18 protein-coding genes and 1 pseudogene are annotated in these 21518 nt (G+C 54.9%); 13 read left to right on the forward strand and 6 right to left on the reverse strand.

The window, feature by feature from the left end; translation table 11 throughout:
• The first annotated feature begins 33 nt into the window (after positions 1-33).
• The 6 genes from ACR0DE_RS02505 to ACR0DE_RS02530 all read left to right on the forward strand — a co-directional run bounded on the left by ACR0DE_RS02505 (position 34) and on the right by ACR0DE_RS02530 (position 9575).
• Positions 34-2340: a Tex family protein gene (locus ACR0DE_RS02505; RefSeq protein ID WP_480751630.1), complete on the forward strand. Its 2307-nt coding sequence runs from the start codon at positions 34-36 to the stop codon at positions 2338-2340.
• A 209-nt stretch (positions 2341-2549) separates the two neighbouring features.
• Positions 2550-4130, forward strand: a complete 1581-nt coding sequence (locus ACR0DE_RS02510; RefSeq protein WP_170393897.1) for an ABC transporter substrate-binding protein — start codon at positions 2550-2552, stop codon at positions 4128-4130.
• Between the two features lie 149 nt (positions 4131-4279).
• A complete protein-coding gene (locus tag ACR0DE_RS02515; protein WP_170393895.1) occupies positions 4280-5845 on the forward strand; it encodes an ABC transporter substrate-binding protein in 1566 nt (521 codons plus the stop codon).
• 88 nt (positions 5846-5933) lie between these two features.
• On the forward strand, positions 5934-6911 hold the full coding sequence (locus tag ACR0DE_RS02520; protein WP_170393893.1) for an ABC transporter permease: 978 nt from the start codon (positions 5934-5936) through the stop codon (positions 6909-6911).
• Complete coding sequence (locus ACR0DE_RS02525) at positions 6908-7858, forward strand: ABC transporter permease (protein WP_170407343.1); 951 nt, start codon at positions 6908-6910, stop codon at positions 7856-7858. Before ACR0DE_RS02520 ends, ACR0DE_RS02525 begins: the two co-directional genes overlap by 4 nt.
• Positions 7859-7862: 4 nt before the next feature.
• Entirely contained in the window at positions 7863-9575 is a 1713-nt protein-coding gene (locus tag ACR0DE_RS02530; protein WP_480751633.1) for an ABC transporter ATP-binding protein, read from the forward strand.
• A 31-nt stretch (positions 9576-9606) separates the two neighbouring features.
• Here the strand turns inward: ACR0DE_RS02530 and ACR0DE_RS02535 are convergent, their stop codons facing one another.
• Together ACR0DE_RS02535 and ACR0DE_RS02540 are read right to left on the reverse strand one after the other, a co-directional pair.
• Positions 9607-10344, reverse strand: coding sequence for a creatininase family protein (locus ACR0DE_RS02535; RefSeq protein WP_480751635.1), 738 nt, complete (start codon positions 10342-10344; stop codon positions 9607-9609).
• Positions 10345-10389: 45 nt separating this feature from the next.
• Positions 10390-11160, reverse strand: coding sequence for a transporter substrate-binding domain-containing protein (locus ACR0DE_RS02540; protein WP_170393886.1), 771 nt, complete (start codon positions 11158-11160; stop codon positions 10390-10392).
• A gap of 120 nt (positions 11161-11280) precedes the next feature.
• Here ACR0DE_RS02540 and ACR0DE_RS02545 point away from each other — a divergent pair, with 120 nt between their 5' ends.
• From ACR0DE_RS02545 to ACR0DE_RS02565, 5 genes are all read left to right on the forward strand, one after another.
• The gene (locus ACR0DE_RS02545; RefSeq protein ID WP_480591160.1) at positions 11281-12021 is read left to right on the forward strand and encodes an amino acid ABC transporter ATP-binding protein; all 741 of its coding nucleotides are present in this window, start codon (positions 11281-11283) and stop codon (positions 12019-12021) included.
• Between the two features lie 10 nt (positions 12022-12031).
• Entirely contained in the window at positions 12032-12793 is a 762-nt protein-coding gene (locus tag ACR0DE_RS02550) for an amino acid ABC transporter permease (protein WP_170646909.1), read from the forward strand.
• Between the two features lie 10 nt (positions 12794-12803).
• Positions 12804-13139, forward strand: coding sequence for a carboxymuconolactone decarboxylase family protein (locus ACR0DE_RS02555; RefSeq protein WP_170663478.1), 336 nt, complete (start codon positions 12804-12806; stop codon positions 13137-13139).
• Between the two features lie 41 nt (positions 13140-13180).
• A complete protein-coding gene (phnY, locus tag ACR0DE_RS02560; protein WP_480751639.1) occupies positions 13181-14629 on the forward strand; it encodes a phosphonoacetaldehyde dehydrogenase in 1449 nt (482 codons plus the stop codon).
• Between the two features lie 140 nt (positions 14630-14769).
• A complete protein-coding gene (locus ACR0DE_RS02565) occupies positions 14770-15783 on the forward strand; it encodes an NAD-dependent epimerase/dehydratase family protein (RefSeq protein ID WP_170611609.1) in 1014 nt (337 codons plus the stop codon).
• Positions 15784-15846: 63 nt separating this feature from the next.
• On the opposite strand, the gene ACR0DE_RS02570 is transcribed toward ACR0DE_RS02565, so the two are convergent.
• Genes ACR0DE_RS02570 through ACR0DE_RS02580 form a run of 3 tightly spaced genes read right to left on the reverse strand, consistent with a single transcriptional unit; the run spans position 15847 to position 18990 of the window.
• On the reverse strand, positions 15847-16929 hold the full coding sequence (locus ACR0DE_RS02570) for a DegT/DnrJ/EryC1/StrS aminotransferase family protein (protein ID WP_170407366.1): 1083 nt from the start codon (positions 16927-16929) through the stop codon (positions 15847-15849).
• 4 nt (positions 16930-16933) lie between these two features.
• Entirely contained in the window at positions 16934-18040 is a 1107-nt protein-coding gene (locus ACR0DE_RS02575; RefSeq protein WP_170562078.1) for a formyltransferase family protein, read from the reverse strand.
• A complete protein-coding gene (locus tag ACR0DE_RS02580) occupies positions 18037-18990 on the reverse strand; it encodes a Gfo/Idh/MocA family protein (RefSeq protein ID WP_480751643.1) in 954 nt (317 codons plus the stop codon). Before ACR0DE_RS02580 ends, ACR0DE_RS02575 begins: the two co-directional genes overlap by 4 nt.
• 163 nt (positions 18991-19153) lie before the next feature.
• Here ACR0DE_RS02580 and ACR0DE_RS02585 point away from each other — a divergent pair, with 163 nt between their 5' ends.
• Positions 19154-20656, forward strand: coding sequence for a glycosyltransferase family 4 protein (locus tag ACR0DE_RS02585; protein ID WP_480751645.1), 1503 nt, complete (start codon positions 19154-19156; stop codon positions 20654-20656).
• Here the strand turns inward: ACR0DE_RS02585 and ACR0DE_RS02590 are convergent.
• On the reverse strand, positions 20653-20955 hold the full coding sequence (locus ACR0DE_RS02590; protein WP_480752562.1) for a UDP-N-acetylglucosamine 2-epimerase: 303 nt from the start codon (positions 20953-20955) through the stop codon (positions 20653-20655). The two genes, ACR0DE_RS02585 and ACR0DE_RS02590, sit on opposite strands and share 4 nt — an antisense overlap.
• A 230-nt stretch (positions 20956-21185) precedes the next feature.
• Here ACR0DE_RS02590 and ACR0DE_RS02595 point away from each other — a divergent pair.
• A pseudogene (locus ACR0DE_RS02595) lies at positions 21186-21495 on the forward strand (transposase); the annotation flags it as partial.
• Positions 21496-21518: the final 23 nt, after the last annotated feature.

Here is a 21518-nt window from a genome sequence, read left to right on the forward strand (position 1 = left end):
ACGATCTTCCAACCGCAAGTCAGGAGGCCCCTTTTGGACCGTATCACCCGCACCATCGCCACCGAGATTAACGCCCGCGCGGAACAGGTTGGGGCCGCGGTCAGGTTGTTGGATGAAGGTGCGACCGTGCCCTTTGTCGCCCGTTATCGTAAGGAAGTGACCGGCGGGCTGGATGATACCCAATTGCGCACCCTTTCCGACCGACTGAATTATCTGCGTGAGCTTGAGGCCCGTCGCGAGGCTATTCTGTCCTCGATCAAGGATCAGGGGAAACTGACGGACGATCTGGTGAAATCGATTGCCCAAGCCGAAACCAAGGCGCAGTTGGAAGACATTTATCTGCCGTACAAGCCCAAACGCCGGACCAAGGCGATGATTGCCCGCGAGAATGGTCTGGAGCCGCTGGCCGATGCGATCCTGTCCGACCGTGCGGCGGAACCAGAAGGTCTGGCTGAGGGGTATCTGAATGAGGCTGTCCCCACGACCAAAGACGCGCTGAATGGTGCACGGGACATCATCACAGAGCGGCTTACCGAAAACGCTGCTTTGCTGGGAGAGCTCCGAAACTTCATGCAACGTGAGGCGTTGCTGAGCGCAAAGGTCGTCGAGGGCAAGGAACAGGAAGGTGCCAAGTTCAGCGATTACTTTGATCATTCCGAGCTTTGGTCGAAAACCCCGTCACATCGAGCGTTGGCCATGTTGCGCGCCTCAAAGGAAGGGATCGTAACGCTCGACATTGCTCCCGAACCCGAAGCGGGCGCCGCGCGGGCCGAGGCCATGGTTGCGGCTCATCTGAACACGCGCGGTGATACTCCTGGTGACAAGTGGCTACGCAAGGTTGCGGGCTGGACATGGCGGGTCAAGCTGTCGCTGTCGATGATGGTCGAGCTGATGGCCGACCTGCGCAGCCGCGCACAAGACGAGGCAATTCAAGTGTTTTCGCGCAACCTAAAGGATCTGCTATTCGCTGCTCCGGCGGGGGCACGTCCGACGCTTGGGTTGGATCCCGGCATTCGCACCGGGGTCAAAGCCGCCGTGGTGGATGCAACCGGTAAGGTGGTTGCAACGGATACGCTATATCCGTTTCAGCCCAAGAATGATCTGCGTGGTGCACAAGCGGCAATCCTGAACCTTATCGCTACACATAAAATCGAGCTTATTGCCATCGGCAACGGCACAGCTAGCCGCGAGACTGAGCGTTTGGTGGCCGATACGCTGTCGCTTCCGCCCAAGACTGTCAAATCACCGACCAAAGTCGTCGTGTCCGAGGCTGGAGCCTCGGTCTACTCGGCATCCGAGCTTGCCGCGCGCGAATTTCCCGAGCTCGACGTCTCGCTACGTGGAGCGGTCTCGATTGCCCGCCGGCTACAGGATCCCTTGGCTGAACTGGTCAAGATAGAACCCAAGAGCATCGGCGTCGGCCAGTATCAGCACGATGTGGATCAGCACCGCTTGTCACAGTCACTGGAGTCGGTGATCGAAGATGTGGTGAACGCTGTGGGTGTGGATCTGAACACAGCTTCAGCCCCCTTGCTTTCGCACGTCTCGGGTCTGGGACCGGGATTGGCCGAGGCGATCGTCACGCACCGAGATATTCATGGTGCCTTTGCGTCTCGCAAGGATTTGCTGAAGGTGGCCCGTCTTGGTCCACGCGCCTTCGAGCAGTGTGCAGGTTTCCTGCGAATTCGCGACGGTTCTGAGCCTCTGGACGCCTCCTCGGTTCACCCCGAGGCTTACGATGTCGCCCGTCGGGTAGTGGCAGCATGTGGGCGCGACATTCGCCAAATCATGGGGCATGAAGGCGCGCTGAAAGACCTGCGCGCCGAGCAGTTTGTGAGTGACACCTTCGGCTTACCAACGGTTCGCGACATTTTCACCGAATTGGAGAAGCCCGGCCGAGACCCGCGACCCAGTTTCAAAACGGCGTCGTTTACGGACGGGGTTGAGGAAATCACGGACCTGAAGCCCGGATTGGTGCTGGAGGGTACCGTCACCAACGTCGCCGCCTTCGGCGCGTTTGTCGACATTGGCGTGCATCAGGACGGGTTGGTTCATGTCAGCCAACTGGCCGATCGGTTCGTGAAGGACCCGCATGAGGTGGTCAAAACCGGGCAAGTTGTCAAAGTGACGGTGGTCGAAGTCGACGTTCCACGTAAGCGCATTGGGCTGTCCATGCGCAAGGACGGTGGCGCTTCGGCACGCGAGGGCAATGCACTCCGTGGCAAGGGCAAACCGGCACGAACACCCAAGCCAGGGGAACAGCGGCGCAGCCATGGGGGTCAGAGCACCCAGAACGGGGCCTTTGGTGACGCTCTTAGAGACGCCTTCAATAAACGTTAGGCGGCAACCCTGTCATAGGGCTAAATACGAGGCGTGTTTCTGCATGACCTACATTCACCTAAGCCCCGGCAGACAGAAAGAAAAGCAGGGCACTAACATTCGGGTGTTGCAACTCGGACCATGATCTGGATGATGCTGGCCCATGATGGCCGATAAATTCGGTCAACCGTATGAAAATGCGGCCACAACAAAAACTGGGGAGACGACTTATGTCATTCAAAACTCTGATGCTTGCCGCCAGTGCGACGGCGATGATCGCGGCGGGCGCTTCGGCGGAGACGCTGCGATGGGCCCGTGCAGGTGATGCGCTGACGCTGGACCCGCATGCGCAAAACGAAGGCCCGACCTCGGCCATGGCGCATCAGATCATGGAAACGCTGGTGATGCGTGATCACTCAGGCGCACTGGTTCCATCGCTGGCGACCGAATGGGCACCATCGGAAGAAAATCCGAATGTCTGGGTGTTCAAACTGCGCGAGGGCGTTACCTTCCACGACGGTGCCGAGTTCGACAGCGAGGATGTCGTGTTTTCGCTGAACCGCGCGATGACGCCGGATTCGGATTACAAAGAACTGCTGGCGTCTGTGAAAGAGGTGCGTGCGCCCGACAAGTTCACGATCGAGATCGAAACTGACGGCCCGAACCCGATCATGCCCAACAACCTGACCAACATGTTCATGATGGACAAAGGTTGGGCCGAGGCAAACAACGCTGTCAAGGTTCAGGACTATGAGGGCGGCGAAGACACGTTTGCGGCCAAGAACGCCAATGGCACCGGTCCCTACAAGCTGGTCAGCCGCGAGCCGGACGTGAAAACCGTCCTGGCCGCCTATGACGGCTATTGGGGCAAGGATGAGTTCCCGCTGCAGGTGACCGAGATCATCTATACGCCGATCCAGAACGCCGCGACCCGTGTTGCCGCGCTGCTGTCGGGTGAGGTTGATTTCATTCAGGACGTGCCCGTACAGGACCTCGAGCGTGTAGCCGGAACCGATGGTCTGGACGTACGCACCGCGCCGCAGAACCGGGTGATTTTCTTTGGCATGAACATGGGCGATGCTGATCTGACCTCGGACAATGTGGATGGTAAGAACCCGCTGGCTGATGTCCGCGTTCGACAGGCGATGTCAAAAGCGATCAATCGCGATGCGATCAAACAGGTCGTGATGCGTGGTCAGTCTGCTCCTGCTGGCATGATCTCACCTCCATTTGTGAATGGTTGGGATGCAGATATGGATGCGTCCTCGTCAACCGATATCGAAGGGGCCAAGGCGTTGATGGCCGAAGCAGGCTATCCTGATGGATTCTCGCTGACCCTGAACTGCCCGAATGACCGCTACATCAATGATGAGGCGATCTGTCAGGCAGCGGTTGGAATGCTGGCCCAGATCGGCGTCACAGTTAACCTGGACGCCAAACCGAAAGCCCAGCACTTCCCGTTGATCAACAACCTAGAAACAGATTTCTACATGCTGGGCTGGGGTGTTCCGACTTATGACTCGGAGTACATCTTCAACTTCCTCGTCCATTCGAAGGGCGAAAAGTACGGCTCGTGGAATGGCACACGCTATTCCAACCCGGATCTGGATGCCAAAATCGTGGCCCTTGCCTCTGAAACTGATCTGCCCGCACGTGATCAGCAGATCGGTGATATCTGGCAGGTTGTTCAGGACGAACAGCTTTATATCCCGATCCACCATCAGGTGCTGAACTGGGGCATGAAATCGGGCGTGGGCACCATCGTCGAGCCGGAAGATTCACCGAAGATCAAGTACTTTGAGATGAACTAAACTATCCTTTGTGATGGTATGCAGGGCGCGGAAACGCGCCCTGTTCTTGTTTGCGCCGTCGGTAACGGACATGTGATCTCGGCGCAGGAACGGCTTTACGTGGCAGCGAAAAAGCTGGATTGTTTCAGCGCTAACAGGGAGATTTCGCCATGATCCTCAGAAACAGTGCAATCGGCCTGACCATGTTGCTTGCAAGCGCCGCACAGGCGGCCGAATTTAAGTGGGCCTCGACCACCGATCCGCAGACGATGGACCCTCACGCGGTCAACTCGGCCCCAGTTCTCGGGTTCCTGAACAACGTCTACGAAGGGCTGGTCCGCCGCGGAAAGGATATGAGCGTTGAGCCCGCGTTGGCTGTCAGTTGGGAGCCGATCGGCGACGGCGAAGGATGGCGGTTCAATCTGCGTCAGGGCGTGACCTTTCACGACGGAAGCAGCTTTGACGCGCAAGATGTGCTGTTCAGCTACCAACGCGCCTCGGGTGAGGCGGCGGACACGCGCAGTTGGTTCGCTCCTGTCAGTGACGTCATTGTAGTTGATGACTACACCGTTGATATCATGACCACAGCACCTAACCCGCTGTTTCCGTCATCGATTGCCAACTGGATGATCATGGATCAAGACTGGACTGAGGCCAACGACGCCGTGGTCCCCGACAAAGAAACCGGAAACTACGCCACCATCAACGCCAACGGCACCGGCGCGTTCAAGGTGACCGAGCGCGAGCCGGGTCTTAAGACCGTGTTGGAACCTTATGAAGGCTGGTGGGGGGATGTTGAACACAACATCACCCGTGCAGAATTTAATCCGATCCAAAATCCTGCCACGGCCGTAGCGGCGCTTCTATCGGGCGATGTGGACATGATCAACCCGGTCCCCATTCAGGACGTCGCACGGCTGCAGCAGAACGCAGAAGTCGATGTCATCCAGGGCATTGAAGCGCGTGTGATCATGCTGGGCTTCGACCACGAGGCTGACACGCTGAAATACACAGACGATGCGGGCAAACCCAACCCGTTCCGTGACGCGCGCGTGCGGCAGGCAGTTGCGCAAGCGGTGAATGTCGACGCCATTCTGGCCACGATCATGCGCGGAAATGCCGAGCCCGCATCGCAGCTCGTCAGCCCAGCCATGAGCGGGTTCTCCGAAGCCAACGCCGGACGCCCCGCGTTTGATGTGGAATCGGCAAAGGCGCTGCTGGCCGAGGCCGGATATGCAGATGGTTTCTCATTTGGCCTGAAATGCCCCAATGACCGCTACCTTAATGACGAGGCCGTCTGTCAGGCCGTCGTTGGTATGCTGGCTCAGATCGGGATCACCGCCGAGCTGGACGCGATGCCAGTGCGGAACTATTGGCCGGAACTGCGCGAAGATAATTACGACATGTACCTGCTGGGCTGGAGCCCCGGTACGTTCGACGCCGAGCATCCGGTCCGGTTCCTTGTCGCAACCCCGAACGAAGAGAAAAAGCTGGGTAGCTGGAACTTCGGCGGCTTCTCGAATGCACGTGTCGATGAGCTGTTGCCGATGATCCAGTCAGAACTGGATGAGGCCAAGCGTCAGGCGATGCTGGACGAGGTTACTCAAATCTATCAGGACGAACACGTTTATGTGCCGATGTATGTCCAGCCGCTGGTTTGGGGCACGCGCAGCAATGTAGAGGTCACGCAGCGTCCGGACAACTTCTTCCTGCTGCGTTGGGTGAATGTGAATTGATCGGCGGCAACGTCGCGTTGAGTTGACAGCACTCTCTTGACCATCTGGTCAAGGTCGGCCTAGAGAGACCGATCTACGAGGGAAACATATGTTCGCATATATCGTCAGACGGATGTTCCAGTCCGTCATAGTGCTGTTGGTCGTGGGGTTGGTCGCCTTTTCGATGTTCCGATTTGTTGGCGACCCGATCGACAACATGCTGGGTCAAGAGCGCACGCAGGCCGACATTGACCGCCTACGGACCGAGCTTGGGTTGGACCAACCTTTTGTGGTGCAATACGCCAAGTTCCTGCAAGGCGCCGTTCAGGGCAATTTCGGTGTGTCTTATCGCCAGGGGCGACCGGTCTCGACCATCCTGGTGGAACGCGCTCCGGCGACGTTGGAATTGGCCTTTGTGTCCGGCTTTCTTGCGATCACGATGGGCATTGCCCTCGGTGTCTTTACTGCAATCCGACGACAAGGGATCGCTGCCAATGTGATCATGACCGTTTCCTTGATCGGGGTTTCGCTGCCGACGTTCCTCATAGGTATCCTGCTGATCTATGTTTTCTCGGTTGAACTTGACCTACTGCCCAGTTTCGGGAGGGGCGAGACCGTTATGATTGGCAGTTGGTCCACCGGGTTTCTGACGACCTCGGGGCTCAAGGCGTTGATATTGCCTGCAATCACGCTGGGCCTCTATCAAATGACGCTGATCATGCGGCTTGTCCGGTCCGAGATGCTGGAGGTTCTGCGCGCTGACTATGTCCGCTTTGCCCGCGCCCGAGGGCTGTCGGACCGGGTGATCAATTTCCGCCACGCGCTGAAGAACACTCTTGTGCCGGTGATCACCATCACGGGCCTTCAGCTGGGGTCGATCATCGCTTTTGCCATCATCACCGAAACGGTGTTCCAATGGCCGGGCGTCGGCTTGCTGTTCATCAACGCGATCCAGTTCGTGGATATCCCCGTTATGGCTGCCTATCTGATGCTGATCTCGGTGATGTTCGTGACAATCAACCTGATTGTCGACCTTCTGTACTATGCCATTGACCCGCGCCTGCGCGTCGACGCGAGGGCCACATGACCGAAACGATGGAAACCCCGAAAGTCGCGCCTAAATCGCGTATGGCTAAATTCTGGGACAGCGATTTCGCCTGGTCTTTCCGGCACTCTCCGGTAGCCATGATCGCATCTTTGGTCGTGGTCATTCTGGTGCTGGCGGCGATCTTTGCCCCGCTGATCGCGCCATATAACCCGTTCGATCCAGCAACACTGAACCTGATGAACGGGTTCACACCACCAGGTACGCCCAATGCGTTTACGCAAGAGACCTTTTTGCTAGGCACAGATGACCAAGGGCGCGATGTGTTCTCGACCATCCTCTACGGGTTGCGCATTTCATTGTTCGTAGGTGCCTCTGCTGTGCTTCTTGCCTTGATCATCGGCGTGATCCTCGGTCTGATCGCTGCGTATTTCGGAGGTTGGATCGAGACGCTGATCATGCGTATCGCAGACGTGCAGCTGACGTTCCCGGCCATTCTGGTCGCGATGCTAATCTTTGGGATCGCCAAAGGGATCACTCCGCCGGAATACCGCGATGAGATGGCAATCTATGTTCTCATCATCGCAATTGCGTTGTCGGACTGGGTGCAGTTCGCACGCGTCGTCCGTGGTGCTGCTCTGGTTGAGAAAAACAAGGAATATGTACAAGCCGCGCGCCTGATCGGGCGTGGATCGTTCCCGATCATGTTCCGTCACATCCTACCCAATGTCCTCAGCCCTGTTCTTGTTATTGCGACCATCTCGCTGGCGCTGGCGATCATTGCTGAGGCCACATTGAGTTTTCTGGGTGTGGGCGCCCCCCCGACCCAGCCGTCGCTGGGAACACTAATCCGGATCGGGCAAGGTTTCTTGTTCTCGGGCGAATGGTGGATTTTGTTCTTCCCGGCCTGCACGCTTCTGGCCCTCGCCCTGTCGGTCAACTTGTTAGGCGACTGGCTGCGCGACGCGCTGAACCCAAAACTGCGGTGATTTCATGAGCCTTCTGACCATCCAAGACCTCACCGTCGAATTCCCGACCCGCCGCCAGCTGTTTACCGCAGTGGACCACGCCAGCCTTTCTGTAGAACCCGGCGAAATCCACGGACTTGTGGGCGAATCCGGGGCAGGTAAATCCACCATCGGCGCTGCCGTGATGGGCCTTCTGGAACGCCCAGGTCGCATTGCCAGCGGCCAGATTAAGCTGGGCGGCGATAAGATCAGCGGCATCGATGCCGAGGCGATGCGCGGGCTACGCGGCAAGAAGATCTCGATGATCTTTCAAGACCCGCTTACGTCGCTGAACCCGCTATTTACAGTGCGCGAACAACTGGTCGAGACGATCCAGGCCCATCTGGGTGGATCCGAGGCCGAAGCAAGCAAGCGCGCCCGTGATTTGATTGATCGCGTTGGCATCCCAGACCCGGATACTCGGCTGGATCAGTACCCGCACCAGTTCTCGGGCGGCATGCGGCAACGCGTGGTGATTGCTCTGGCACTTTGCACCGAACCGGATGTGATCATCGCCGATGAACCCACGACGGCTTTGGATGTTTCCGTTCAGGCCCAGATTCTGGACCTGATCAAGGAACTGGCACAAGAGCGTCAGGTGGGTGTCATCCTGATCACCCATGATATGGGCGTGATCGCCGATACAACTGACCGCGTGACCGTGATGTATGCGGGCAAGGTGGTTGAAAGCGGCACCACGGCACAGGTGATGGGCCAGCCGCAACACGAATACACCAAGTCCCTGATCGCCGCGGTACCACGCCCGACGCTGAAACTGCATCGTTTCCCTCAGATCAGCTATGGCGGGCGTGAAACGCGTTTCGCGATCGAGGATATGGCACGCCACTGGCCCAAGGTGGATAACGACGCCAGCAAACCGATCTTTGAAATCCGCAACCTGACGAAGAAATTCCTGCAAAAGCGTGGATTACTGCCTTGGGATCGTACCTACTTCACCGCTGTCGACAACGTCAGCTTTGACATTCGTTCAGGTGAGGTCTTTGGGGTTGTCGGTGAGTCCGGATCGGGCAAGTCCACCGTCGCGCGGATGATTGCAGGGCTCTATCCTGTGGATGGTGGTACCATCACCTTTGACGGACAACTGGTAAGCGATCTGAGTAATCGTACGGTGCAGGAAGAGTACCGCAAGAACATCCAGATGATCTTTCAGGACCCCTACTCGTCTCTCAATCCGCGTATGCGGGTGGATGAAATTGTGGCGGAGCCGATCCGCCATCACCGCCTGATGGAAGGTGCCGACGTCAAGCGCCGCGTGGACGAATTGCTGGATCAAGTGGGGTTGGGGTCAGAGGCCGGGCTGAAATATCCACATGAGTTCTCGGGCGGTCAGCGCCAGCGTATTTCGATTGCCCGCGCATTGGCGACACAACCCCGGTTCCTGATCTGCGATGAGCCCACAAGCGCGCTCGACGTTTCGATCCAGGCGCAGATTTTGAACATTCTTAAAGACCTGCAAGAGCATCTGGGCCTGACCATGCTGTTCATCAGCCACGACCTGCCAGTGGTGCGCCAGATGTGTGACCGAGTTGCGGTCATGAAACAGGGACAAATCGTCGAGGTTCAGGACACCAGCGATCTGTTTGCCAGTCCGAATACCGAATACGCGCAAGAACTGTTGCGGTTGATGCCGAAACTCGATGACCTGTCGACTGACGGGCTTGGGGTCGAAGCAGGATAGGGCCGCGACACCCGTCGCAGGCGCTCCGTGACTAGAGGCCTTGTTCGAATGCCCGGAACTCGGCAGCGATAGCCGCAGCTGCTATCGCCAGCAGACGCTCGCCATCCTGAGGATTGGCCAAAGCTGAATGCGATCCAACGCGGCCATCCGGGAAGTCCGCGCGATGCTCGTCAGGTGGACCATGGCGATCCCCTGCGTGATCCCGGATGTATTCGGCGCTGAGTTTCTGGGGCGGCTCAGCGGCCTGATTGGCAGGCAATGGTCCAAGCAAAGACTGGGTTATGGCAATCTCCGAGGGGGTGGCGTGCATCCCTTCCCAATCTCCATAGAGCTGCTGTCGCAGAACATTCACTGCGTTCGGCTCCCACCAGCTACGGATCAGCAATTGACCACCGGCAATTTCGCTTTCGATCTGCCGAAGAGGCGCCAGATTGGCCCCGTGTCCGTTCACTATGAACACTCCAACGAAACCTTGCTTCAAAAGCCCCCGGATCACCTCATCTGCGATGGTGCGAAAGGTTTCGGCTGAAATAGACACCGTTCCGGGAAATCCCGTGTTAAAAGGCGCTGGCGTGTAGGCCAGCGCCGGAGCGACGATACCCTCGCATTGCCTGGCAGCAGCGAGCGCGACAGCCTTGGCGCAAATCGTGTCGGTGCCAATGCGACCCATCGGGCCGTGCTGCTCGGTCGATCCAACCGGCAGCAACACGGCCGCACCGGCATTGATACGAGTGTCAACCTCGTACCATGTCATGTGCTCAAGTTTCATGAATTTGAAAACTCTCGCAGGCGCTCCAGTTACTAGGGCCTCTGATCAGAGACCCCAGCGTTCCCGGTTTTCGTCAAAGAAGCCTTGGGCTTTTTTCACTTCAATCCAGTTGTTCACATAGTTGATCCAGACCTGATCACTTTGCGGCAACAGCATCGCGATAGGAGAAGGAGAACGCGGCCCGGCATTCTTGACGCGGACGACCGGGAACTTTGCTTCAAGGGTCGATCCCTCGATATTCGAGGTTATGAACACATCTGCACGACCGGCCAAGACCTCCTGAAAACCACGCGCAGGAGCTTCGACCACTTTGATATCCGCATCGGGGAACCATTCGCGCACGCGCTTTTCAAAGGTGGTGCCCAGGGTAGTAGCAACCTTCACGTCTGGCTTGTTGATCGAGTCGTAGCCATCAAATTTGTCGGCCTTTTCCTTGGTTGTGTAGGGAAACAACTCAACCGCGATGTAACTGTCGGAAAACCCTGCAACTTTCATGCGCGGAGGTGAGATAGAAGCCGAACCGGTGATGTGGTACTTCCCCGCTACCACACCATTGACCAATGTTTTCCAGTCGGTGGGCACATATTCGACCTCAACACCCAGATCAGCGGCCAGCGCGTTCATGATGTCGATATCATAGCCTTTATAGCTGTTAGTCGCCGGGTCGCGCAGTGACATCGGGTTCCAGTCACCGGTTGTCCCCACTTTCAGCACGCCGTCATCCAAAATTTCATTCAGAGCCGACTGTGCTTGCGCAGCGCCGCTGATCACAAGACCGAGCGCAGCCGCAGCCGCGACTTTAACAAAACGTTTCATGTGGTTCTCCCGTTGGTGGCGTTAGTCTTTTATCACGACATTGCTTCTTGATTTAAGCGTAAAGAAAAAGATAACCTCAAGCAACTAATTAACTCATAGTAATCATAAGTGGGCCAGCAGATGCCAAACGCAGCGATCGAGCTTGTCGACGTAGACAAGTGGTTTGGCACATTTCACGTGCTCAAGAACATCAACCTGACAGTCAAAAGTGGTGAAAAGGTTGTGATCTGCGGCCCATCCGGATCGGGTAAATCAACGGTCGTAAGATGCATCAATCAGCTTGAGAAACATCAAAAGGGCACCATCCGCATCGATGGGGTCGAACTGAACGATGATGCCAAATCTGCAGCCACCATCCGGTCAGAAGTTGGCATGGTGTTCCAGCAATTCAATCTGTTCCCGCATCTAACAGTGCTGGAAAACCTGACCCTTGGCCCCATCAAGGCCCGCGGGTTGAGCCGAAAAGAAGCCGAAGACAAAGCGCGCCATTACCTCGAACGTGTTCATATACCCGATCAGGCCGACAAGCGCCCGATACAGCTTTCGGGTGGACAGCAGCAGCGAGTGGCAATTGCCCGTTCGCTTTGCATGGAGCCCAGGGTCCTTTTGTTCGACGAACCCACCTCAGCGCTCGACCCTGAGATGATCTCCGAGGTGCTCGACGTGATGGTTGAACTTGCCGAGGAAGGCATGACCATGGTTGTGGTGACCCATGAGATGGGATTTGCCCGAAAAGTGGCCGACAACATGGTGTTCATGGATGCAGGCGAGATTGTCGAACAAGGTAAGCCCGAGCATTTCTTCACCAATCCAAAGTCTGAGCGGTGTCAGAAATTCCTGAGCCAAATTCTGCAGCATTGAGTTGGGTCCGATGAAAAAAACACTTCTCTTCCTCCCCCTTTTCTTGCTGATCACGGGCTGTTCGTCCTCGCAGACCTGGGGTTGGTACGTCATCGATCCAACCACGGCTTCAGGCTGGACCAATGTAAAATTCCTGATTTCGGGCATGGGTGCGACCATTCAGATTTCGCTGATTGCGGCGATTTTGTCGATTGTCATTGGATTGCTGGTCGCCCTGCCGGGTCTGTCGGAAAAGCGCGGCTGGCGGCTGGTAAACCGGGTATATGTCGAATTTGTCCGCTCGATCCCTCTGTTGCCTATGCTGTTTTGGGTGTTCTACGGGTTGCCGATTGTCTTTCAGTCGATGGGTATGGACATCCCAATCGATCCCTTCTGGGGCGCAATTATCACCCTTGCGATATCGGACAGCGCCTTTACCGCCGAGATCTACCGTGCCGGTATACAATCTATCGCAAAAGGGCAAAGCGAGGCGGCGCAAACGATTGGCCTGAACTATTTTCAGACCATGCGCTATGTGATCCTGCCGCAAGCGATCCGGCGCATTCTGCCGCCGCTGGCCAACCAGTTCATCTACATCGTGAAGATGAGCGCATTCGCCAGCGTCATCGGCATGCAAGAACTGACACGCCGTGCGAATGAGCTGGTAGTGACGGAATACCGCCCGCTTGAGATCTATACCTTGTTGATCTTCGAGTATCTGGTGCTGGTACTGATCATCAGCGCCGGTGTGCGTTGGCTCGAGCGCCGGATGGGCGCAGATGAGCGCGGATAAGGAGCATAAGATGAACTGGAAAGACTTCATGGCCGAGACCGAGGCCAATATTGGTGCATTCTCGAAAGAAGTGCCTGAAACCGTCCGTGGTTTTGGCATCATGGGTAAGGCCGCCAAAACAGATGGTGCGCTGAGTGAAAAGACAAAGGAATTCATGGCGTTGGGGATTGCCATCGCGACGCGCTGCGACAGCTGCATCGGTTTCCATGTCCGCTCATTGGTGCGGCTGGGTGCGACCCGCGAAGAGCTGTGCGAAGCGCTGGCTATGGCCACCTATATGGGCGGCGGCCCGTCTTACGCCTACAGCGCCAAGGCGTTGAAGGCGTTTGATGTGTTTTCAGAGTAATAGACCGGTACGCGGTCCGATTTCATTGGATGGTTTTTGCCATGGCAGTCACCGAAATCCGTAATGAAGGGATGCGAATTGGTGGCGAGATCATCATTACCGCTGAGACCATCCCGGTTCACTACCCCTATACCAATGAGGTCGTGGGCCATATGCCCGCAGGGCAGGCTGAACACGCGCGCCGCGCCTTCGAAATTGCGGCCAACTACAAGCCCGAACTGACCCGCTATGAACGCAGCCAAATCCTGCAAAGGGCTGGAGAGCTGATTGGTGAACGTCGCGATTACCTCACCAAATGGCTGGTGCTTGAGCTTGGCATCTGCCATCAACACGCGATCTACGAGACCAAGCGCGCGCAGGATGTCTTTCAATTTGCGGCGGCCGAGGCACTGAAGGATGATGGCGAAATCTTTGCGTGCGATCTGACCCAAAATAGTAAAGCCCGCAAGATTTTCACGATGCGCGAGCCTGTGACCGCAATCAGCGCGATCACTCCATTCAACCATCCACTCAACATGGTCAGCCACAAGGTTGCTCCGTCGATCGCCACCAATAACTGCATGGTCTGCAAACCGACCGAGTTGACGCCTCTGACCTGCCTGACGCTGGCCGATATCCTTTATGAGGCAGGACTGCCGCCTGAGATGTTTCAGGTGGTCACTGGCTGGCCACAGGACATTGGGGATGAGATGATCGTCAATGAGAACATCGACATCATAACCTTCACCGGTAGTGTTCCCGTGGGCAAGATGATCGCAGAGAAGGCGGTTTACAAACGTCAGGCGCTGGAGTTGGGTGGTAATGATCCACTGATTGTTCTGAATGACCTCAACGATGCCGATCTAGACAGGGCAGCAACGATCGCCGTAGCCGGGGCCACCGGCAATTCGGGACAACGCTGCACTGCGATCAAGCGAATACTGGTGCAAGAGAGTGTCGCGGACACCTTTGTGCCTTTGGTGCTGGAGAGGGCCAAAAAGATCAGGTTCGGCGATCCGCAGGATCCTGAGACCGAGCTGGGTTGCGTGATCCACGAGGAAGCGGCCAAGCTTTTCGAAGATCGTGTTCACTTGGCCCAGAAAGCGGGAGCACAAGTCCTTTACCACCCCGGACGTCAGGGCGCGCTGCTGCCGCCGATCGTGGTCGACGACGTTCCCCACGACTCTGCGTTAGTGATGGAGGAAACTTTCGGCCCCATTATTCCCATCATTCGCGTACCCGACGACGATGACGAGGTCATGCGCATCTCGAACTCTACTGTGTACGGCCTGTCGTCGGGGGTATGTACAAATGACCTGAACCGCGCAATTGCCTATATCAATGGGCTGAACGTGGGCACCTGCAATATCTGGGAACAACCCGGATACCGTATCGAAATGTCCCCCTTTGGCGGCATCAAGGATTCGGGCAATGGTGTCAAAGAAGGGGTCATCGAGGCCATCAGGTTCTTTACGAATGTCAAAACCTACTCGCTTCCTTGGCCCGGTTGAAGGCTTGTTGAAGATTGCAATGCACACCACCAGTGATGCATGCTCGCTCAGCCAAGAAATGACCGCTTGAGCCCTTCGGCTCTTGGCGTCATATGTGCCTTCGAACGCACGCGCGATGCCCCGAAACAAGGAAATACCTCATGCAAAAGGTTCTGATCACAGGTACTGCCGGATTTATCGGGTTCCATCTTGCCAAACTTTTGCTTGAGAACGGTTGCCGGGTTCATGGCTTTGACGGGATGACTGATTATTACGATGTCCGCCTCAAACAGAGCCGACATGCGCTGTTGCTGGAGAACCCAAATTTTTCGTGCGATGAAGGGATGCTGGAAGATACCGCCAAGTTCGACCAGATCGCTGATGCTTTTGAACCGGACGTGATCATCCATCTCGCAGCGCAAGCTGGCGTCCGATATAGCCTGGAAAACCCGCGCGCCTATGTCGAAAGCAATGTTGTCGGGACGTTCAACGTGATGGAAGCTGCGCGGCGGCACAAAGTGCGGCATCTGCTGATGGCTTCGACTTCGTCGATCTACGGGGCAAATCCTGACATGCCCTTCGACGAGTGCGAAAAAGCAGATCATCAACTCACTATGTACGCAGCCACCAAAAAGGCAAATGAAGCGATGGGGCATTCCTATGCCCATCTTTGGGATATACCGACAACCATGTTCCGGTTTTTTACGGTTTATGGCCCGTGGGGACGCCCTGATCTTGCATTCTTCAAATTTACCGATGCAATCCTCAACGACCGCCCGATAGACATCTACAACCACGGCGACATGTATCGTGATTTCACCTATGTGGATGACCTGGTGCGCGCAATCTCTCTGCTGATCGACGTTGTGCCTGTTCGCCCCAAAGCCCCCGAAGACATCGCCGAAGGTGACAGCCTGAGCCCGGTCGCTCCCTATCGCATAGTGAACATTGGAAATTCAGACAAAGTGCGTTTGTTGGATTTCATCGACGCCATCGAAGAAAGCCTCGGCAAACCCGCGATCCGAAACTATATGGAGATGCAGTTGGGCGATGTGCCTGCAACTTGGGCCAATGCCGATCTGCTGCACCGCCTGACCGGTTATCGCCCAAAAACCGAAATCAGGGACGGCATTCAGGCCTTCGTGGACTGGTATCGCGCATATTACGGAAAATAGAACCTGCGAACCTGCCTAAACCTGAATTCGCCGGCCACAGCACCGATTAAACCGTCAGCGCGATCAGATCGCTTTTCTCAGTGCCTCGATTATCTGCTCTTGCGAATTCTCCTGCAGATACGGGTGCATCGGCAGGCTAATCACTGTTGCGGCGGCCTGATCGCCAATAGGCAAGTCGGCATTTGGGTCAGAAACGGCTGGTTGCTTGTTCAACGGCAGTGGATAATGCACGGCGGTCGGAACCCCGGCGTCTTTGAGCTTCGCTTGCACATCCTCACGATTGTCCACGCGTATCGTATACTGCGCCCAGGCGCTGGTCGCCCCCTCCATCAGCGTTGGAGCGGCGATATTGGTTTCCTTCAGTAGCACTTTGTAACGGTCCGCGACGGTGTCTCGCAGGACCAGTTCATCCTCGAAAATATCCAGCTTGCACAGCAGGATCGCAGCCTGCAACGTGTCCAGACGGCTGTTAACGCCAACCCTGATATGGTGATAACGCCGATCCTGCCCGTGCCGGGCAATCTGGCGAAGAATGACGCTCAGATCATCGTCCGAGGTGAAGATCGCACCACCATCGCCGTAGCAGCCAAGGGGTTTCGATGGGAAAAAGCTGGTGCAGGAAATCGTTGACAGGTTTCCTGACCGTTTGCCACGCAACGATCCGCCAAAGCTCTGAGCAGCATCCTCGATGACAGGTAAGCCGTTTGCCACAGCTACCTCGTTAATTCGTTCGAAATCAGCAGGTTGGCCATACAGCGACACCGGTATAATTGCCTTTGTCCGGGGTGTGATCGCAGCGTCAAGCTTGTTGGGATCAATGTTATAACTAGTCTGGTCAATATCGACATAAACCGGCTTTGCGCCCAGCAATCTGACGGCTTCAGCCGTGGCGATATATGAAAATCCGGGCGTGATGACCTCATCCCCCGACCCGACCTCAAGCGCCATCAAGGCAATTTGCAATGCATCCGTTCCATTGGCGCAAGTGATGCAATGTTTGGCACCCGTAAAGGCAGTCAGCCGTGCCTCTAGTTCAGCCACTTCTGGGCCAAGAATGTACTTCCCATGCGCCAACACATTGGCAATGCCGGCATCAAGCTGATCCTTGATACGTTTCTGTTGTTCCGCCAGGTCAATAAATTGCATTGATCTAATGACGCCCTATCTTCTCTTGAAAATATCGTTCTAGGTGCTCTGCCTTTGCATCCTTTACATAATCCATAAGTGCTCGGCCATGCATATCTGTTCGCAAAGGATCTGCTCCACTTGCCAACAACGTATCCAAAAGTTCAAAACTTGCATTTGGATGAGCCATAAGCGCGGTTTTTGCATACATTAGAACAGTAGTGCCGTTTCTTCCGGTCGCGTTCGGATTTGCCCTGTGCTCTAGCAGGTAGTTTGTCAATTCAAGGCGCTGATTGAAGGCAGCCATGATCAGTGGCGTCCACCCTTTTTCAGTGCGCTCTTCCAGAAGATCAGGATGGATTTCAAGTATCTTCGAAACAGCCTGTACGTCACCCTGGTTGCACGCCACCTTCATGCTTTCAAATGCCTGCATACGGACCCTAGTTGCACGCCAAGCTGGGAAGTTAAGTAAGGTTTCCCATTTTTTGGAGGGTGCCATGGGCTCATTTTTAGTGGGCCTATGAAGCGCAGTTGGCGACAGCTCCGATTTGGTCCAGCAATCCAAGAATTGTCTTAGCGCTGTGATTTGCAGTCGATAGGTGTTTTCCTGAACTATTTCAGGAGTATCCGTCGCGCTGATTTGAGTAGCGTCAAATGCCAGATGTTGCCCCGCGTCAACCCTGGGGTCTATCAGGTGAGTCGTAACCCCGGCATCGACTCCATTTTTGAGAGTATAGAAAAATGCATCCAGGCCGGATGTCTCGGGAATCTTTCCGGGATGAAAGTTCACAATACCCTGCTTGAAGGCTTCGATAACTGGTCGTTTGAGGATTCGCGCGCCGGATATGATACCTAGCTCCAAACCATGCTCATCAACCAGATTAATGATGCCGTCGATATCACTATGCGGCATTTCAACGAAAGAAAAACCTAAGCGCTCGCAGAGTTCCTTTGTATCAAGCGGTGGTACTGCCCTGAGCGTATGTGGGAAGTAAACTGTGCGATCCATTGATGGCAGCTTTTGAAAAGGTGCACCGATTACGGTCACCTCTCGTTGACCCATCAGCGCTAGCTCTACGAGAAAATCATGAGATTTTCGATGAGGAAACGCGTAGGCGAACACTGCAATCATTGATCAGTGCCGGAATTCAACTTGGGGTGCTGCTCGCCCTTGCGAGCTTCGATTGGTGCATTGCGGATATAGTTGACCATACCAATCGCTGGTCGATTTTCGTTAAGCCCAAACCCGTTCCCTTTCAAAATCTCTTCGTAGCTTCGCGTATGCAAATCAGCGAAACCACCAGAAAACTCGACCTCTTCTTCATTGATCGTGATCGACCGATAGGTTCTGGCTCCAGCTTCCCGCGCATCTGCCGGAACGTCGTTAATATCCAACGACAAGAACCAACGGCACCGGGCATGTTCGAACTCCAGATAACCCGCAGCCTTTGTCGGGGCATTGAGATGGACGTGGTTTGCCTGAAGATCTCCGAAGAGGAAGTGCAGCATGTCAAAGAAATGCACGCCGATGTTGGTGGCAATACCGCCAGATTTGCGGACATCCCCCTTCCAGCTCTCCAGATACCAACGTCCACGGGACGTGATGTAAGTCAGATCGACCTCGTACTTGGTATCCTTGGGGCTGTTTCGAATCTTGTCCCTCAGAGCAATGATCGAGGGATGTACGCGCAACTGCAGGATCGTGTTTACGGTCTGTCCAGTCGCTTGCTCAATCGCTTCCAGGCCATCGATATCCTCTGGGTTCAACACCAGCGGCTTCTCACAGATCGCATCGGCGCCAGAACGCAATGCAAACCGCATGTGGCTGTCGTGGAGGTAATTCGGCGAGCAGATCGAGACATAATCAATTTTGCCCGCTTCGCTGCGACGTAACATGTCAACATAGCGATCAAAACGCTCAAACTCTGTGAAAAAATGTGCATCGGGGAAGTGGCTATCGATAATCCCAACGGAGTCGCTTGTGTCCAGAGCAGCCAACAACGTGTTTCCGGTATCCGTTATCGCCTTCATGTGGCGCGGCGCGATGTATCCTGCGGTTCCTATCAATGCAAAGTTGCTCATTCGGTGCGTCCCAAGTGCTCAAATTGTGCTACAGCGCTTCCAAGAATTTCTTTGGGAAGTCAAGAGAGGAAGGCATTTCAAGCATCGCCAATCACGCTGGAAACCCCGATCAACCTCTGTTAGAGCAGTTCGGAATTGTCAGAGCTAGATTGATCTTCGACCGATGTCAGACACCCGTGCCAAATCTCAAAAAACCGTATTCTGTCTTACCTACCACGAAATTACGGCGGATGCGCGCGTTCTCAAAGAAGCGCGCGCGCTTCAAGCAGCGGGCCACGATGTCCACATTTTCTGCGACTGGCCTGGAGGCTCGCCGCAAGAAGAGGTCATTGATGGCATTCAGATCACTCGATTCAACTGGCAGTCTTGTGAGAACATCACTGAAAAATTGCTTGAACGTTTCTCGTTTATGGAGCGAACGTCCGCTCAAGTCGAGCAACGTGTCTTACCGTATGTCGAATCCGCTATTCAGCTAAATTCTTTAAAAACCTGGTTGAAGACTTTCCTCACGGACGAAGCCGTCCAAAAGCTTGACCCGATGTACTACAAAAACTTCGGTGGTGATGAAAGGCGGGCTAGAAAACTCGTACACAAGCGGCTGCTTTGGAAAACACGGCTTGGACTTGGATTCGGAAAGGGCCCGAAAAACCTCAAGTCATTTATGTTGATGGCCCGAAAAGTCAGAGAGAATTTCTTTAAACTCTATCAGTTGGAATCATTGATTTACGCAGAAAACCTTTGCCACCTTAAATTTGATGATACCCCGGACGTCATTCACGCTCATGACATCTATTGTCTCCCGGCGGGCGTTGTGCTTGCAAAACAGTTTGGGGCGAAGCTTGTATATGACGCACATGAATATGAACCAGCACGGGCGACGAAGAATCCAACTGATGGATCGAACTTTGCAGAAAACCTAGAAGACGATTGCCTCCCCTTCGTCGATTATATGATCACCGTATCGTCGTCCATCGCAGATTTGTATGCCAAACGCTTCAAAGATAGTCCGACACTAATCCTCAACGCTCCAGAGATAGATGTCGATTACATAGACGGTCGTAATAAACAGGAATTGGATCAGCTTTCAATTCGTGCTCAGGCAAAAGTTGCAGACGGGGCGCCCTTGATTATTTTTACTGGCGGCATTCAAACATCGCATCGTGGGTTAGATAAAGTACTTGAGGCTTTGGTTCATCTTCCCGAAGTCAAGTTAGCTTCGATGGGCCCACGGCACCTCCGAAACGACAAGTGGTTCATGAGTGTCGCTCATGACCTAGGTGTGGATGATCGCGTTACCTTGCTTCCACCAGTCGCTGCTCCAGATGTACCCATAGCGATTAGTACCGCAGATGTTGCAGTCATTCCGATTCAAGATGCGTCATTAAGCTATCGGTTTGCAATGCCCAATAAGCTATTCGAAGCCGCGTTTGCAGGATTGCCGATCTGTGTCTCCGATCTTCCCGACATGCGCCGTTTTACAGAATCGCTCGGTTTGGGGCGAGCAATGGACGAAACAGATCCTCAGAGCATTGCTGAAGCTATTCGGGATGTCTTGGACCATCCCGAACGCTTTACGTTAAGCGTCGACAACAGAAGGAAGCTTTGGGAGACCTACAGCTGGCCTGCGCAAGCCAAGAAGTTGGCGGCGCTCTATGAAGGTATTTAAACTCGCGCGGCTAGTATCTGTGCGATTTGTTGCGAAGCGGTTCCATCACCATAGATTTCTATCTGATTTCCGCTAGTCCCTATCGCACTTAGGATACCATCCTCGATATCCCCTTCTATGGGCGAAACGATACGATTCCAGCCGCTTTCATCAAGCTCAATCGACCCTGTTTCCGTTCTAATAGTGACGCAGGGTACGCCGTAGAGATACGCTTCTTTCTGCATTCCGCTAGAGCCCGTAGAAACCAGCACCGCATTGCTTTCTAGAGCGACCATATCCAAGTACCCGACTGGGTTTATCGTTTAGACATGTCCGAATTTACGACCGATTCCATTTATCCTTGCGGCAGTACGTTGATGAAATGGCAAGACAACCGGATTTTGTTTCGCAACCGCCTCCAGACCATCCACAATGCTTGTCAACGTTTCTAGCGAACCCGTATTTTTAGCTCTAAGGATCGTCGCGAGTATGAATCCCTTTGCGTCAACCCCAATGTCAGTCGAGATCGTTGATTTCTGCTTGGACTCACCTCGCAGATGGCGGCTCTGATGCAAACCAGTTCAGGGAGTCTTCACAAGACAAGGGGATACGCGCTGGCATTCCAGGCCGAAAGCAACAAAGTACAACTTCAAATACGACAAACGCAGATGCAAGCGGCAAAACCGCGTTGAAATCATGTTCGGCCGGCTCAAGGGCTGTAGACGCGGCGCAACGCGCTATGAAGGCTGCCCAAAGGTCTTTCTCGCAGACATCGCTCTCGCGGAAACCGTCTCTATTGGTTGGGGATCATGACCCTACTGAAATGGCTAAATCTCATTCCGCAATACAAGCATTGCTAGACTTATCGATTCAGAATGGATTC

The organism is Ruegeria sp. C10 (assembly GCF_056537805.1).

Coding starts and splice junctions, on each gene's coding strand:
- phnY (WP_480751639.1), top strand. CDS start 13,181: ATGGCAGTCACCGAAATCCGTAATGAAGGGATGCGAATTGGTGGCGAG.
- ACR0DE_RS02585 (WP_480751645.1), top strand. CDS start 19,154: ATGTCAGACACCCGTGCCAAATCTCAAAAAACCGTATTCTGTCTTACC.
- ACR0DE_RS02575 (WP_170562078.1), bottom strand. CDS start 18,040: ATGATTGCAGTGTTCGCCTACGCGTTTCCTCATCGAAAATCTCATGAT.
- ACR0DE_RS02545 (WP_480591160.1), top strand. CDS start 11,281: ATGCCAAACGCAGCGATCGAGCTTGTCGACGTAGACAAGTGGTTTGGC.
- ACR0DE_RS02535 (WP_480751635.1), bottom strand. CDS start 10,344: ATGAAACTTGAGCACATGACATGGTACGAGGTTGACACTCGTATCAAT.
- ACR0DE_RS02540 (WP_170393886.1), bottom strand. CDS start 11,160: ATGAAACGTTTTGTTAAAGTCGCGGCTGCGGCTGCGCTCGGTCTTGTG.
- ACR0DE_RS02515 (WP_170393895.1), top strand. CDS start 4,280: ATGATCCTCAGAAACAGTGCAATCGGCCTGACCATGTTGCTTGCAAGC.
- ACR0DE_RS02530 (WP_480751633.1), top strand. CDS start 7,863: ATGAGCCTTCTGACCATCCAAGACCTCACCGTCGAATTCCCGACCCGC.
- ACR0DE_RS02555 (WP_170663478.1), top strand. CDS start 12,804: ATGAACTGGAAAGACTTCATGGCCGAGACCGAGGCCAATATTGGTGCA.
- ACR0DE_RS02520 (WP_170393893.1), top strand. CDS start 5,934: ATGTTCGCATATATCGTCAGACGGATGTTCCAGTCCGTCATAGTGCTG.
- ACR0DE_RS02565 (WP_170611609.1), top strand. CDS start 14,770: ATGCAAAAGGTTCTGATCACAGGTACTGCCGGATTTATCGGGTTCCAT.
- ACR0DE_RS02550 (WP_170646909.1), top strand. CDS start 12,032: ATGAAAAAAACACTTCTCTTCCTCCCCCTTTTCTTGCTGATCACGGGC.
- ACR0DE_RS02570 (WP_170407366.1), bottom strand. CDS start 16,929: ATGCAATTTATTGACCTGGCGGAACAACAGAAACGTATCAAGGATCAG.
- ACR0DE_RS02510 (WP_170393897.1), top strand. CDS start 2,550: ATGTCATTCAAAACTCTGATGCTTGCCGCCAGTGCGACGGCGATGATC.
- ACR0DE_RS02580 (WP_480751643.1), bottom strand. CDS start 18,990: ATGAGCAACTTTGCATTGATAGGAACCGCAGGATACATCGCGCCGCGC.
- ACR0DE_RS02525 (WP_170407343.1), top strand. CDS start 6,908: ATGACCGAAACGATGGAAACCCCGAAAGTCGCGCCTAAATCGCGTATG.